The 14,585-nt window shown below is 31.2% G+C and carries 16 protein-coding genes; 13 read left to right on the plus strand and 3 right to left on the minus strand.

Annotated features, from left to right (window positions below):
• The first annotated feature begins 67 nt into the window (after nt 1–67).
• From PUD86_05260 to PUD86_05280, 5 genes are all read left to right on the plus strand, one after another.
• Nucleotides 68–1,210 carry an alanine--glyoxylate aminotransferase family protein gene (locus tag PUD86_05260; protein MDD6776680.1) on the plus strand — a complete coding sequence of 381 codons (1,143 nt, stop codon included), beginning with the start codon at nt 68–70 and terminating at the stop codon, nt 1,208–1,210.
• A 191-nt stretch (nt 1,211–1,401) separates the two neighbouring features.
• Nucleotides 1,402–1,815: a spore germination protein GerW family protein gene (locus PUD86_05265; protein MDD6776681.1), complete on the plus strand. Its 414-nt coding sequence runs from the start codon at nt 1,402–1,404 to the stop codon at nt 1,813–1,815.
• A gap of 27 nt (nt 1,816–1,842) precedes the next feature.
• On the plus strand, nt 1,843–2,433 hold the full coding sequence (locus PUD86_05270; GenBank protein ID MDD6776682.1) for a DUF2953 domain-containing protein: 591 nt from the start codon (nt 1,843–1,845) through the stop codon (nt 2,431–2,433).
• Nucleotides 2,430–2,666: a hypothetical protein gene (locus tag PUD86_05275; GenBank protein ID MDD6776683.1), complete on the plus strand. Its 237-nt coding sequence runs from the start codon at nt 2,430–2,432 to the stop codon at nt 2,664–2,666. The genes PUD86_05270 and PUD86_05275 overlap by 4 nt, the downstream gene beginning before the upstream one ends.
• A gap of 307 nt (nt 2,667–2,973) precedes the next feature.
• Nucleotides 2,974–4,410: an AAA family ATPase gene (locus PUD86_05280; GenBank protein ID MDD6776684.1), complete on the plus strand. Its 1,437-nt coding sequence runs from the start codon at nt 2,974–2,976 to the stop codon at nt 4,408–4,410.
• Here the strand turns inward: PUD86_05280 and PUD86_05285 are convergent, their stop codons facing one another.
• Nucleotides 4,411–5,943 carry a thiamine pyrophosphate-binding protein gene (locus tag PUD86_05285; protein ID MDD6776685.1) on the minus strand — a complete coding sequence of 511 codons (1,533 nt, stop codon included), beginning with the start codon at nt 5,941–5,943 and terminating at the stop codon, nt 4,411–4,413. It abuts the gene before it with no gap.
• Complete coding sequence (locus PUD86_05290) at nt 5,940–6,398, minus strand: deoxyuridine 5'-triphosphate nucleotidohydrolase (protein ID MDD6776686.1); 459 nt, start codon at nt 6,396–6,398, stop codon at nt 5,940–5,942. Before PUD86_05290 ends, PUD86_05285 begins: the two co-directional genes overlap by 4 nt.
• Before the next feature lie 65 nt (nt 6,399–6,463).
• Here PUD86_05290 and PUD86_05295 point away from each other — a divergent pair, with 65 nt between their 5' ends.
• On the plus strand, nt 6,464–6,652 hold the full coding sequence (locus PUD86_05295; protein ID MDD6776687.1) for a tautomerase family protein: 189 nt from the start codon (nt 6,464–6,466) through the stop codon (nt 6,650–6,652).
• A gap of 112 nt (nt 6,653–6,764) precedes the next feature.
• Here the strand turns inward: PUD86_05295 and PUD86_05300 are convergent, their stop codons facing one another.
• Complete coding sequence (locus PUD86_05300) at nt 6,765–7,703, minus strand: hypothetical protein (protein ID MDD6776688.1); 939 nt, start codon at nt 7,701–7,703, stop codon at nt 6,765–6,767.
• A 671-nt stretch (nt 7,704–8,374) separates the two neighbouring features.
• On the opposite strand from PUD86_05300, the gene PUD86_05305 reads away from it, so the two are divergent.
• The 7 genes from PUD86_05305 (at nt 8,375) to PUD86_05335 (ending at nt 13,163) form a co-directional block, all read left to right on the plus strand.
• Nucleotides 8,375–8,824 (plus strand): hypothetical protein, encoded by a 450-nt coding sequence (locus tag PUD86_05305; GenBank protein MDD6776689.1) that lies wholly within the window; start codon nt 8,375–8,377, stop codon nt 8,822–8,824.
• 209 nt (nt 8,825–9,033) lie between these two features.
• The gene (locus PUD86_05310; GenBank protein ID MDD6776690.1) at nt 9,034–9,774 is read left to right on the plus strand and encodes a hypothetical protein; all 741 of its coding nucleotides are present in this window, start codon (nt 9,034–9,036) and stop codon (nt 9,772–9,774) included.
• A complete protein-coding gene (locus PUD86_05315) occupies nt 9,668–10,336 on the plus strand; it encodes a hypothetical protein (protein MDD6776691.1) in 669 nt (222 codons plus the stop codon). The genes PUD86_05310 and PUD86_05315 overlap by 107 nt, the downstream gene beginning before the upstream one ends.
• A 102-nt stretch (nt 10,337–10,438) precedes the next feature.
• Nucleotides 10,439–11,008 carry a hypothetical protein gene (locus tag PUD86_05320; protein MDD6776692.1) on the plus strand — a complete coding sequence of 190 codons (570 nt, stop codon included), beginning with the start codon at nt 10,439–10,441 and terminating at the stop codon, nt 11,006–11,008.
• 9 nt (nt 11,009–11,017) lie between these two features.
• Nucleotides 11,018–11,245: a hypothetical protein gene (locus tag PUD86_05325; protein MDD6776693.1), complete on the plus strand. Its 228-nt coding sequence runs from the start codon at nt 11,018–11,020 to the stop codon at nt 11,243–11,245.
• 265 nt (nt 11,246–11,510) lie between these two features.
• Nucleotides 11,511–12,221 (plus strand): hypothetical protein, encoded by a 711-nt coding sequence (locus tag PUD86_05330; GenBank protein MDD6776694.1) that lies wholly within the window; start codon nt 11,511–11,513, stop codon nt 12,219–12,221.
• A gap of 12 nt (nt 12,222–12,233) precedes the next feature.
• On the plus strand, nt 12,234–13,163 hold the full coding sequence (locus PUD86_05335) for a DUF4268 domain-containing protein (GenBank protein MDD6776695.1): 930 nt from the start codon (nt 12,234–12,236) through the stop codon (nt 13,161–13,163).
• Nucleotides 13,164–14,585 lie beyond the last annotated feature (1,422 nt).

The raw sequence follows: 14,585 nt of genomic DNA on the forward strand, positions 1-14,585 counted from the left end.
AATTAAAAATTTAATTAGCTTTCAATAAGCTATATAAAAATTATATTTTATGATGGAGGAAAACTTAATGAATGAAACTTTATTAATGCTTCCAGGTCCAACAACAGTACATCCTAGAGTGCTTGCTGCAATGTCTAAAGCTGTTGTTAACCATAGAGGAGCTAAATATGGAGAAATTTTAGCAGAAACCAACCAATTAATGGCCGATGTTTTCCAAACCTCTAATGATGCTTACTTATTAACAGGATCTGGAACTGCAGCTATGGAAGCAGGTATTAGTAATACCGTTGCTCCTGGAGAAAAAATGCTCAACGTCGTGGGTGGAAAGTTCGGTGAACGTTTCATGAAAATCGCAAATACTCATGGAATTGATACCCAAGAATTAGCAGTAGAATGGGGTACCGCTGTAACTCCTGAAGCAATCAAAGAAGCTTTAGAAGCAGATGAAGATATTAAAGCAGTATCTGTTATCCACAACGAAACTTCTACTGGAGTAGCTGCACCTATTGAGGAAATTGGTAAAGTAATGAAAAATTACGATGCATTATACATCGTAGATACCGTATCTTCCCTTGGAGGAGACTACGTAGATGTTGAAAAATTCGGAATTGATGTTTGTGTGACCGGTTCCCAAAAATGTATCGCTGCACCACCTGGAATGGCAGCTATTACATTAAGTGATGACGCATGGGCAGCTGCAGACAAAATCGACTCCCCTACATTCTATTTAGATATGAAAGCTGCAAGAAAAAGTGGTGACAAAGTACCACCACAAACTCCGTACACTCCTGCAGTATCATTAACTTATGCTATGAATGAAGCTTTAAACATGATTAAAGAAGAAGGACTCAAAGAAAGAGTTGCACGTCACCACAAAGCTGCTGAAGCTAGTGTAGCAGCTGTTAAAGCATTAGGTTTAGAATTATTCGCTGATGAAGCTGTTTCATCTGCAACCGTAACCGCAGTAAAAATGCCTGAAGGAATTACTGATGATCAATTCAGAGGAACTACCCGTGACAAATATGGTGTAGAATTAGCTGGTGGACAAGACCACTTAAAAGGAAACATCTTCAGAATTGGACACATGGGAAACATTTCCTACAAAGAATTAACCCAAGCATTTGCTGCTATTGGTATGACCTTAAAAGGTTTAGGTGTAATTGAAGATGCTGGTGCTGGTGTAGCATCCATCGCAGAATCATACTTATGATTCTGTTTTCCTATTTTTTTTTGAACTTAAATCATAGTAAAATATTTTTTACATTAACTTTACACTTGAAATACACCTCTTGGAGAATAAGTTATAAGTGAAAAGTTACACTTGAAACACATGTCTTGAAATTAGTAAAAATATTTTAAATAAAAACAACAAATGAAACTATAATAAAGGATGTGAAAAATATGTCTGAAAATATCAAAGTAACTGTCGAAGAATTACGTAAACTTATCAGTGTAGACAACGTTATTGGAAAAGCTATCGAAACCGAAGACAAACTCTTAATTCCTGTAATGAGAATGGGTGTTGGATTTGGTGTTGGAGAAAACATCTTAGGAGAAGACAAAGGCGGCGCAGCAGGTGCTGGTGCTGGAGTAGAACCTATTTCCATGGTAGTAGTTCCTAAAAAAGGAAGCGACTCCGAAGGTGTTCGTGTACTTAACTTAAGCAAAGGAAATCAAACCAACAAAGCAATTTCCGATTTAAGTTTATTAATCAGCGACTTAGTCAAAAATCACATAAAAAAAGATGACGACGAAATTGACGAATCAGAATACATTGAACCTGAATTTGAAACCACTGAAGTCAAAGTAGAATAGGAATAGAACATGTTAAACATCCTCCTGATGATTATCTCAATAATCATCCTTTTTATTATTATTTTACTTTATTTTGGTGTTAAAATATCACTTATTTATGATAAAAAAGGCCCTGAGCTTGAAGGATGTTTACAAATATCTATTTTAAGAAAAATCAAAGTCTTCTCAAAAGATTTCCTATCCTCACAACCTGCTAAAAAAGAAGATAAAAAAGACGAAGAAGAACCAAAAGAAGAGGAAGAATCCGGAGAAGATAAAAAAGATGATAAAAAAGAGCTATTTAAATTAGCTAAACCTTGTTTTGGTCATTTTAAGACATTTTTAATATCAGCTATGAAATGTATCAGAGTCGAGAAACTTGAAAACCATCTAATTTTTGGTATGTACTCCTACGTAGATACTGCAAAATATATTGGATACATTTGGTCATTAATGATTATTGTAAATTCATCACATAAAAATGCAAAATTAAGTGCACAACCATCATTTAATGGAAGCATTCTTGATGGAAATGGGGACAATGAACTTGAGATAAATATCCTAAAATTAATTCCCCCAGTCATAAGACTAGTCCTTAAAAAAGAAGTAAGAACATTGATTAAGGGTGCGATAAAATGAAAAAATTAATTTCAGAGTTTAAAATAAACGAAATTAACGAATATGAATTTCGTGAAGTTTGCGGATTTACATTCGTATTTAAAACAGAAATTCTTGAAATTAACGATCAGATAGGTTCTGCATCAATTACACCAAAAGGAATTATCTACACTGAAAATGACGAATACTATTTCGCACCATTAGACGACGATGTAAATGTTGAAGGCATTGTAAAAAGTTATGTTGAGCTTTAAAAATTGAATTAAAAACCATCTAAACTTTTAAATATTATAAAACACTACTTTTTCTTGATATTACCAAATTAAACTTCGATATCGATAGAATAATTTTGTAATATATTTTTAACTAATAAAAATAAATTTACTAGTCTTTATAAATAACTATTAAAACTATATTTACTAGTCTTTATAAATAACTAATAAACATAAATTTACTAGTCTTTATAAATAACTAATAAACATAAATTTACTAGTCTTTATAAATAACTAATAAAAATAAATTTACTATTCCTTATATATGAATAAATAACAGGTGAAAAAAATGAACTCCCCTTTAGAAACACACATACAAAACCAAGTTCTAATAAGACCCACCAAATTCAGTGATGATTTAAAACACAACAACAAAACATTCCAGCACAGAGCAGACTATTATGAAATGATTAAATACATAAACACCTTTCTAGATGAGGACACCAACAACAGATATTTTCTCCTGCCGGGAATAAGAGGGGTTGGAAAAACCACAATCCTAATTCAACTTTATGAATATTTAACAAAAGAAAAACAGGTTAGTCCAACTGATATTTTATACATAACCGGAGATAATCTAAAAAGAATGTCCAATAGCTCAATCATGGATGGAATAAATAGCTATCTGGACATTTTCCATAATGCTACAGTAGAAAGCATAGATAAAAAAATATTTCTTCTAATTGATGAAGCACAACATGACAAGGACTGGTCAATTGTTGGTAAAATCCTTTATGACACATCAAAAAACATATTTATGATTTTTAGTGGTTCATCAGCACTGGAATTAGAATACAATGCAGATTCAGCAAGAAGAATGTTAAAAATGCCTGTTTGTCCATTGACTTACTCACAACACCTTAAATTAAAATATGATTACTTTAAAAATACTATTTCAAAAGAAATTATTGATTTGATTTTTACAGGTAAACTTCCTGAAAGAAATTTGGATATTGAAATTCTAAACATTTATTCTTCTTTTAAAAATTACAATCCAAAAGAATTGGAATGTTTTATGCAATATGGAGGATTTCCATCATCCTTTAATCAAAATACAAATGAAACAATAAAAACAGTCATTGATATGATAAATAAGGTAATAACAACAGATATTGACAATCTTAAAGGGATAAACGGACAAACCACATATCTTGCATCCCAGTTATTATACTTCTTTGCTCTTCAAAACCCTGGAGAAATCTCAAAAGGATCAATGGCAAATCATCTTGACTCAAATAAAATGACAATAAACAAAATTTTGGAACTGCTTGAAAAAACACAGCTAATTTTCCATATTGAACCGTTTACATCCTCTGCTAAAAGAACAACAAAACCATTTAAATATTATTTTGCAACATCAAGTCTAAAACATATCCTGTCAACAAACCTTGGTAATGCAAATCTTGAAGCAAAAGAAGCATATATGGGAAAATTATTTGAAAATTACGTTGCATCAAGCTTTTTTAATCTTAAAAACAGAAGCGAGACAATGTATAATACTTATTATGATGCAAATAAAAAGAATGTTGATTTTTTAGTTCAGAAAGGATTAGAAACTCCAGTTCCAATTGAAGTTAGCTGGGGAAAAAAGAATAAAAGTCAGGTAAAAACTACAATGAAAAAATACAAAGCTCCTTATGGTGTAATTATCTCAAATACTACAAGAAAAATAGTAAAGGAAGATAATGTCATTTATCTACCTATAGAAATATTTTCATTTATGTAACTATTTTGGAAGTGGAATATCTTCACTTTCAACTACAACTTCAACTACAAGAGGTCCTTTTAATTCTTTTTCTAAGACAAATTCCAAGTCTTTTAAGTTATCTACTCTTATAGAATCAATATTATAACTTGAAGCTAGTTTTGTAAAGTCAGGATTTTGCAATTTGACCTGATAAGCATCCATATCATACATTGATTCTTCCCATTGTCTTATAATTCCATATTCTGAGTTATTTAGTATGAAAATGATAATATCCAAGTTGTTTTGACGAATAGTTGCCAATTCCTGGAGATTCATCTGGAAATCCCCATCTCCATTTATAACAATGACTTTTTCATCTGTTGCAATGCTTGCTCCAATAGCTGCAGGAATACCATATCCCATTGGTGCCATTGCTCCTGAAAACAATAGCTGAGAAGGTTTTAGGGATTTTTTAAGAAGAGTTGTCCATGTAGTATGTGAACCTGCATCAGAAGCAATAATATTGTTTTCAAATTTATCCAAAATTCTTTTAATAGCTGCCTGAGGTTTTAAATCTTTGTTTAACCCTTCAATTTCAATTTTATTGTTAATTTCTAAAATTTCATCTAACCAGTCCGCTTGTTTAAAGTTTATTTCACCTAAGAAATCTTCAACTTTACCATGAATTGGATAATCACCAATTAAAACATCTTTATTTATGTTTACATGGATTAAATTATCACAAACTTGAGGTAATGTTCTTTCTGATGCTTTTATTCCAAGTGCAATTACACAGTCTGCATTTTCATATGCGTATTTTGCACGAGGTGTTGAGCGAATTCCCACAAGCCCCAGATTAATATCATCAGCCTCTGAAATAATTCCTTTTGCATGATATGTGGTTGTAACAGGGATTTTGTATGTTTTAGCTATTTTTTCAAGGTTTTCCTTTTGAGAAATTGCACCTGCACCTACGATAAATAATGGTTTTTGTGCCTTGTTAATTAATTCCTGAGCCTTTGAGATGTTTGATAAGTCATCTTCACATAAATAGCAAAGCTCAAAGTCATCGAAATCCTCCTGCATGAGAACATCTTTTGATAAGTTAATGTGAATTGGTCCTTTAGGCATTGTTTTAAGCTCATAAATAGCTGCTCTTAAAACATACATTGCTTCTGTTCCATTTAGCGGATTGTATGATGCTCTTGTGATATTTTTAAATATTTCAACCTGCGGAGTTGATTGAAAATGGTCAGATCCACGATATTTTAAATCATTATCTCCTGTTAAAACAAGTATTGGAACATTATCTTTAAATGCGGTAGCTAGTGCCATTGTAAAGTTTAAGGCTCCGGGAGAAGCTGTTGCAATACAAACACCAATTTTACCACTTGATCTGCAATATCCGTCTGCTGCGTGTGCTGCTGACTGTTCATGTCTTGTTAGGATATGTTCAATATTTGAAGTGGAAAGTGATTTGTATAAAGGCATTATCTGTTCGCCAGGAATTCCAAAAACATGATTAATTCCCTCACTTTCAAGAATTTCAACGATTTTATCAGCTACATTCACTCTTCCAGCTCCTGATATGAACCATTATACTCTCCTGAGCCTTCAACCGGAAATACAACTGCCTGAGCTATTCTGTCTCCAGATTTTATTTTGTATTCAAAATCCCCATGGTTATAAATCATAAACATAAGTGTTCCGTAAAATCCAGGGTCCCCCACAGCAGTTTGAACTGAAACAAAAGACCTTAAAAGTGTTGATCTTGGAAGATAAAGCATTGTGTATCCTTTTGGAATTTTGATTTTCCTTTTAATACTTGCAAGATATGCAGTATGTGGTTTTAGGGTGTAAACATCACCTTCCATCGGCTTAATTTCAGGCAGATTTTTTTCATTATCAATTAAAGAGCCTTCACTTTCCTGAGTATAAATTTTATCGAGTTCCAAATCAATTCCAGATGGCTGTACCAAGTCAGCAAAGTCCGGAAACAGTTTTACAAGTTCTTTTTCACCAAGCATCATATCAAATCCATTTAATAATTTATTTATATTCGATACTTAATATAGTTTAAACAGGTGATAAAATGCCAGTAATTAATATTGCAGGAAATAATTCAATTAGTACTGAAAAGAAAAGAGAAATGGTTAAAAAAGTATCTGAAGTTGTAGCTGAAGCATATGACTTACCAATTGATGCAATAACTGTTTTGGTTCAAGGTTTTGAATTTGAAGACATTGGTGTTGCAGGAGAATTGTTAAGCGATAAAAAATAAGAATCATAAAAAAAGGGGAGAATGAACAAAACTCCCCTTTTATAGTTCAAACCAAAAAAGAACTACGTATTTAATTTCTTAAATACAATTTAATATTAATTTTGTATCATATTTATAAATTTGTTTTTGAATAAGTGTCGTCTGTTTTTTTAATAAGATCAAGGTTTATTAGCTCTTCAATGTTTTTTGAAATCTTTTTATCGAAGTTTTTGGAGTTGTATCTTATTAATGACTTTTTAATCTCTTCATATGAAGTATTTTCGCCAATTGCATCAAATACTGCCTGCTGGAACGGTGTTAGATTAAAAATTATTTGATTTAAGACATTTTCATTTTCACGTACGTTATCAAAACTCCAGTTTTCATCTTTTGTTTTAACCTGGAATTTTTCTTCCAAATCAGGAATTTTGTCTTTAAGCTCCTCAAGATAGTCATGAGATGCAAGACCATATTTGTGCTTGGATATTTTAGCCAAGAATTCTTCATAGACATTTTCAAGATTTATTTCACTTTTGTTGTTGAAATTATCTAAAACATAAACTCTGTCATCAATTACACTAATAACTCTGTAGGTGTTCATTTCATCGTCAAATTCAATTTCTTCAAATGAATTAACATTCCAGTCATTATCTAAAAGGAAGTTTCGAACAAACTGAGCATCCTCAAGATTATCATAGTATCCGAAGATATATTCATCTCCAAAAATCTGTTTTTTGATTATAAATGTGTCAAAAACTCTTGTAATGTTAAGACCATACTTTGAATTGTTTGGATTTCTCCTAAACTGTTTGATTAAGTTATCAATTGTTGAATCATCAGGTTTTGTATCAAATTTCTCAAGAAGATGGAGTTTTTCATCAATTACAGCTAAAACCAAGTAATCTTCATCTTTTATAACAACAGAAGGTATTTTATCTAAATCCCAATCATTATCAACAAGCAAATCACGAATAAAAGTAGCATCCTCAAAAGCAGTTATTTTAGCATAAATCTTGGAACTTTTGACAATGTTAAAAGAATTTTTGTTTTCCCTTAGATACTTTCGACTCATAAAAAGAGTTTGTTTTGAAAACTAATAAATGCTTTGTAAGAATAAAAATTTAGGCATACATAAACTTTATATGTATGAAAAACATAATTAATAAATAGATTTAATTTAGGTATAACTAAATTTTAAAAAAATAATGGGTAGCATATGAAGAAAATAATTTTTATAGGACTAATTCTATTTTTATTATATCATTATCTGCAGTATCTCCAGCAGACAATACTACAATAAAGACAAACGACCACACAGACAATATAAAAACTGATGACATCACCATAAATCTTGAAAAAACAAGTCAAAGTGAAAATAACGATGGCTACAAAACATACGAAGAGTTTAAAAAAGCAATAGAGACAAGTAAAGAAGGAGACACAATCAAACTTGGATCTAATATTAAACTCAAAGACACACTAAATATCAAAACCAACAAAATTACCATCGACGGACAGGGACACACAATTGACTGGGACGAAGACTATAGAATATTTTACATACCTGCAAATTATGTTACTATCCAAAATTTAAAACTAATAAATGGGGACTGTGACGAAGGAGCAGCAATCTACGCTGATAAATATTTAACCGTCAAAAAATGTGAGTTCACCAACAATAAAGCATCTGATAGAGGAGGAGCAATATTTAATTATAATGGTAACCTCGACATATCTGACTCAATGTTTAAAAACAATCGTGCATCAGGAACATGGGGAAGAGACCAATATGGTGGTGCAATATACTGTACTAACTTAAAATGTAACAACTGTACTTTTGAAGACAACTATTCAAATGACGACGCAGGAGCAATCTACATCCACGACGGAGACAAAACAGAAATCAGAAATTCAAAATTCATAAGAAACAATGCAGAACTAAGTGGAGGAGCAATATCATGTGTAGACGTATATTGTAATAATTGTACATTTGAAAACAACTATGCTTCAAACCTAGGAGGAGCAATTAATGGAGGATATGGAGCACATGTCCAAAACTCAAGATTCAAAAACAACAAAGCAGGAGATGATGGAGGAGCAGTCTACATTGACGGAGGACAAGGCGAAATCTCAGATTCACACTTCACAAATAACCAAGCAAAAAATGGTGGAGCAATTTACAGCCCAATATAGATTGTTTAAGATGTTATTTTGAAAACAACCATGCAAATGACAATGGAGGAGCACTCTACCAGAAAGTTGATGGAGACTTATATGTAATCCACGCTAGCCATTGTAAATTTATTAAAAATACAGCAGAAATTGATGGAGGAGCAGCATATTGGGGAAAAATCATCGCAGATTCAGATTTATTCCTTAACAATGGTGCAACAGGAGCAAAGATTAACTCATGCTGGGGAGGAGCAGTCTTCTGTTTAACTATGGAAGGTAACAAATGTATTTTTGAAAATAACTATGCTGATGATTACGGAGGAGCAATCTACATCAAAACTAAATCAGAATCCACAATCAAAAACACACAGTTTACAAATAACCAGGCAAAAGACAACAATGGTGGTGCAATCTACTCAAATGGAGACTTAAGAGTAAGTAACTGTAACTTCACAAAAAACAAAGCAAAAACTGATGGAGGAGCAATATATGCTGATGCAAAAGTCACAGCAACCTCATCCATATTCATAATTAATGAAGCTGCAGGCGCTATTAGCCAATGTTACGCAGGAGCAATCTACTGTACAAACATAGACTGTGACAAATGTATTTTTGATAACAACCATGCTTATGACTATGGAGGAGCAATCTACATCAATAACAAAGGAAAATCCACCATCAAAAACTCAAAATTCACAAACAACAAAGCAGATGACTACAACGGAGGAGCAATATATAGTAAAAAGAACATTGAAGTATACAACTCCCTATTTAAAAACAATCAAGCAAATAACTCATGGTCCCCATCTACTTCACAAGGAGGAGCAATATACTGTGGAACAATAACCTGCAATAACTGCACATTTGAAAACAACAAAGCAAAAAAAGTACGCAGAAGCAATCTATATCAACGACAAAGAAGTATCCACCATCAAAAACTCAAAATTCATAAACAACACATCCCCATTTAATGGAGGAGCAATCAATGCAAACGGAAAACTAATTGTTGAATCTTCAATATTTAAAAATAACAAAGCAGATCATTTTGGAGGAGCATTAGAACCATATGAGAATGGAGGAGCAATATTTTGTTTGAACATTGATTGTAACAATAGTACATTTGAAAACAATTATGCAGAAAGCTACGGAGGAGCAATATTCATCAAAAACGAAGGAAAATCCACCATCAAAAACTCAAAATTCATAAACAACACTGCAAAATTAAATGGAGGAGCAATTTACTTAGATAATACCAATTCACATGTTGATTTAATCCACAATATCTTCGAGAAAAATACTGCAGAAAGAGGAAATGAAGGATTAATCGTCTACACATACGGTGAATTCGACAAAATAAGTCAAAACTACTACGGAACTGAAAACCCAAACTGGTCCAGTCACTTATTATACGAACACCATTATTTCAAATTCAATGAAGATCACAAAGACACAAACTATGCAAAAACAATAGATGAATACAACAACATGACAGTTTCATCACCAAACGCATCATCACCAATAATTAACAAATAAAGATATTTCATCTTTATTTTTTTCTTCTTTTTTTATTATTTAGGAATACCTAAACTTTATATGCTGGTTTATATAAATATACTAATAGAATTACATAATGATGTGACATTAAAAAACGGCCTTCAGATAGATAAAGCAGAATACATTGACATGGCCATAAGAACTGAAGCCTACATTACCGCCAACAAAAGACTTCCAGCTATTGTATATAGGATGTCAAAGCTTCCTGACTATAACGATACCACAATGAAGTTCTTTATCAAAACCTTCAACTATAAAGGCAATACCATAGATGAGGCCTTAGCTATTATAGCAAAGAAGAAACTATATAGCAAATACTTCGATTCACAGAAAACAGATAAGCAAACCATCAATGACGCAAGTAAAGGTAAAGGTTCCAACTGTGTAGACTGGGGACAGGTATATTACCGTATCGCCAAATCATTGGGCTACGATATACAGTTCATCCACGTCAAGTGTCGTGTCAGCGGTACTGGCCATATCAGATTAAGGCTGAGACATAAGAAACATACTTCAGGAAACTGGATCAACCGTGACCCTGCAGCAGTAGCAGATTCAACTTCAGGTAATGTTAGATCCATCTGGTGTGAAGATGGATATGTTATAGCATACGATCCAAGTTGGATATTTACAGATTTATATTCCATTTAAGGTGATAACATGAATTGTGGCGAAGCAATTGAAGTTTTAAAAAAATTTCCAAAAGATAAACCATTAATGATAATGGGATGGTACAGCATTATAGAAACAGATGCTCCTGAAGAGATACATGAAATAGGATATCTCAAAGAAGTGGACTTTAACACATTGGAGGTTAAAGGTGATATAAAAGACTTTGTAGCTATTGTTAGCGATAAATATCATGAGATATCCAGTGAATTTCCATAATCACTTAACACCTCCCCATCACCAATTCAAAACTTAATTTCTGAAACCCTTGCATATATATCGAGGTCGCAAATCAAAATCTATTTTCCAAAACACGACCGTTAATGTTAAAGTCAATCAATTAAAACAAAAAGAAAAAGTAGCTATTGATTTAATCAACATTAACATTGATTATTTTATATGTATAGTAAAAATTAATTTAGTAGTAAAATAAAAATAAACAACATATATACAAATTATTATTTATACAAGGGATTGAGTTAAAATGGGTCTTAGAGACAGATTAAAAGAATCTGGTAGAAAAGCCAGAGAAAAAAATCTTCAAATACAAAAAGAAATGGAAGAGGAAAAAAACAATAAATATAATGTTGAATATGGTGTTAAATGTAAAGTCATTTTCCCCGAAACAGAATTAAAAATTAAAACACAAAGTCCTGCAATGAAAGGAATGGCAGCATGGAGTTGGGGTGTTGTAGGATTGGCAATGACTAGCGGAGTCAAAACAGAAGAAAAAAGAAAATCATTAAATACCATAATTCAAGTTGTAGAAAAAGGAGTAGTGCTTAAAAATGCACAAGCTGACGGAAAAGATTTAAGAATTCCATTTGATAACATTATTAGAGCAACAGACGATAAATATGTTAATGGAAAATTTTCTGAATATTTAAGACTAATTCTTTTAGAAAATCAGGTAATACAAATTAGTTTAATTACTCAAAACAAATTAAGATTAAGAAAAGAAGTGAAACAAGCTAATGAGGATTTCCTTAGATTAGTTAATGAAAGGGCAACAGGCAGCCAAAATGAAGAAACTGGTTGGGGCTTAGATTATGCAGAAAATGAAAACACTAATAATGCTTCTGAAGAAAACAATTCAACTACAAATGAATTAAAAGAAGTTATGGAAATGTATAAAGAAGGATTATTAACAGACGAAGAATTTGCAGCTATGAAAAAGAAAATAATTGAAAAATAATTGGTGGATAAAATGAAATTAGGTAAATTAGAAAAAGTTAAAGATTTGCGTTCTGTCTGGAAACATGAAGCGAATGATTTCACCAAATGGTTAGCTAAAGAAGAAAACCTAAATACATTAAGTGAAGAAATTGGTATTGATATTGAATTAGTTTCTACTGAAGCAAAAACCGGTTCATTCAGTACAGATATCCTAGCAGTTGAAGCCAATACTAATAATAAAATTATTATTGAAAACCAACTTGAAGCAACAAATCATGATCACTTAGGAAAGATTATCACCTATGCTTCAGGTCACGATGCAAAAACTATTATATGGATTGTTAAAGAAGCACGTGAAGAACACAGACAAGCTATTGACTGGTTAAATGAACATACAGACGAAGAGATTAATATCTTTTTATGTAGAATAGAATTATGGAAGATTGGGAACTCAGATATGGCTCCTAAATTCCAAATAGTCTCAAGCCCAAATAATTGGAGTAAAACAGTTAAAAGAAGTTTGGATAATGAGATGACTTCTACAAGTATGTTACAATATAATTACTGGACCAAAGTTAAAGATGAAATTGATAAAAATTATCCTGTATTTAATTCTAGAAAACCTAGAGGACAACATTGGTATGATTTAGCTATTGGTAAACCTTCAGGGCATATCTCACTTATTATGAATACACAAAAACCTGCAATAAAAGTCCAATTATATATTCCAGATAGTAAAGAATTATTTAATTATCTTTTTGAATCTAAAGATGAAATTGAATCAGAATTAGGATATGAAGTTGAGTGGATTAGTTCAGAAAATACAAAATCTTCAAATATATCAATACTTAAAAAAACAGACGTTAATAATGAATCTACATGGGAAAAAAATATCAAATGGCACCTTAGCAGAGCAGTTGAATTTTATAATGTATTTGCAGATAGAATTAAAAATTTCTAACAATAATTAACATTAACATCGGCCATTAGCTATTCAGAACTAACTTTCTGAAACCCGTTCATATATATCGCAGTCCACAATCAGATTTCAAATCCAAAACCATTGCCGTTAATGTTAATGTGCAGCTGTTAAAGTGAAAGTCAAAAATAGGTATTGTTTATTTTAACGGTAACATTGCAGATAATGCAAGTTGGTCAAGCTATTGAAAATAAGTTTTTATTACGATATTTTTTTATATTTTATTATCTTATTATTGTCATTTATTAACAATTTTTAAAATGAAGTATAGCGCTAGCTATCGAAAAAAAATTTTTGCTATTTATATTGAAGTTCATAATATATTAGCAATCCAAGACGAATTAGTTTATATAGCTTGCCGGTCTTTTCATTTTCATTAAGGCACATGACAATATCTTTGTCTTTTAATTCTCGTAGCACTCTTGATACCAGTGAGAATCTTACGTTCATTGTTTCTGTAATTTCCGATGGAGTCATTCTTGATTTTTCGATTATTTTGACAACCTTTTGACGGTTCTTGCTACGTTTGACGTAGGCGAATGCGTCAATGTATGTCGGGCTATTAGTATCGGGTAACATGCTATTCTATATCAATTACGAATTAGGTATTATGCTATTTTTATTCTATTGTTATTCTATTAACATCGAACAATCTTTTATTAGATTTATGCATTATATTTAAAAATTTTTATTATATCTTAAATACGAAAAATAACCATAATTGATTAGTTATAATGTCAAATTGACTTTTATATTAATTTAAATTTTATTCGGATAAGTTATTGATATATTGTGGTTAAATAAAGGAAAAATAAAAATCAAATCCTATGACTCTTTCAAAAACTTTGTTGATTTTCAAAATCCTTTTTGCGATTGTCATTCCAAATGAGATCCCTGCGATAGATTCGTTTTAAAACGCCTCGTTTGGTCTTGAATGTTCGTTTTCTTGATTTTGGCATTGTTTTTTGGAGAGCATTTTCAATTTTGTTACTTGTTTTTTCAATTTTCTTATCTTTTAAGTGATAAATGATGCTTTTATATCTTGGGAAAATGAATTTTCTAATTATTTTATGAATAACTGGATGAAAATCATCTTTTACGATAAATTAAAGATTGTACTTCATTTTTGAATTCATCAATGTCATTTAAATTGAATAAATCTTTGATCATTTTCAGTTGTTTATGACGTTCTTGATATTCTTCGTCTGGAATGCGATTTTTGTCTTTAAAATTTTTTAATTGTTTGTTTAAAGTTTTTTTTAGTATGGAAAATACATAATTGGTGTTTAAAACCTAGTTTTGGGATAATTGATGTATATTTTTTATCTAAATCTGTTGTGATTGCAATTTTATTTTTATTTGCTGTGGATTCTCTTAAAAACTTTTCAACAGTTGTTTCATCTT

Source organism: Methanobacteriaceae archaeon (assembly GCA_029219465.1).
GTDB lineage: Archaea > Methanobacteriota > Methanobacteria > Methanobacteriales > Methanobacteriaceae > Methanocatella.

Bases quoted from the DNA above. Each gene is read 5' to 3' on its own strand.
- PUD86_05260 (MDD6776680.1), top strand. From the start codon at position 68: ATGAATGAAACTTTATTAATGCTTCCAGGTCCAACAACAGTACATCCT.
- PUD86_05265 (MDD6776681.1), top strand. From the start codon at position 1,402: ATGTCTGAAAATATCAAAGTAACTGTCGAAGAATTACGTAAACTTATC.
- PUD86_05270 (MDD6776682.1), top strand. From the start codon at position 1,843: ATGATTATCTCAATAATCATCCTTTTTATTATTATTTTACTTTATTTT.
- PUD86_05275 (MDD6776683.1), top strand. From the start codon at position 2,430: ATGAAAAAATTAATTTCAGAGTTTAAAATAAACGAAATTAACGAATAT.
- PUD86_05280 (MDD6776684.1), top strand. From the start codon at position 2,974: ATGAACTCCCCTTTAGAAACACACATACAAAACCAAGTTCTAATAAGA.
- PUD86_05290 (MDD6776686.1), bottom strand. From the start codon at position 6,398: ATGCTTGGTGAAAAAGAACTTGTAAAACTGTTTCCGGACTTTGCTGAC.
- PUD86_05295 (MDD6776687.1), top strand. From the start codon at position 6,464: ATGCCAGTAATTAATATTGCAGGAAATAATTCAATTAGTACTGAAAAG.
- PUD86_05300 (MDD6776688.1), bottom strand. From the start codon at position 7,703: ATGAGTCGAAAGTATCTAAGGGAAAACAAAAATTCTTTTAACATTGTC.
- PUD86_05305 (MDD6776689.1), top strand. From the start codon at position 8,375: ATGTTTAAAAACAATCGTGCATCAGGAACATGGGGAAGAGACCAATAT.
- PUD86_05325 (MDD6776693.1), top strand. From the start codon at position 11,018: ATGAATTGTGGCGAAGCAATTGAAGTTTTAAAAAAATTTCCAAAAGAT.
- PUD86_05330 (MDD6776694.1), top strand. From the start codon at position 11,511: ATGGGTCTTAGAGACAGATTAAAAGAATCTGGTAGAAAAGCCAGAGAA.
- PUD86_05335 (MDD6776695.1), top strand. From the start codon at position 12,234: ATGAAATTAGGTAAATTAGAAAAAGTTAAAGATTTGCGTTCTGTCTGG.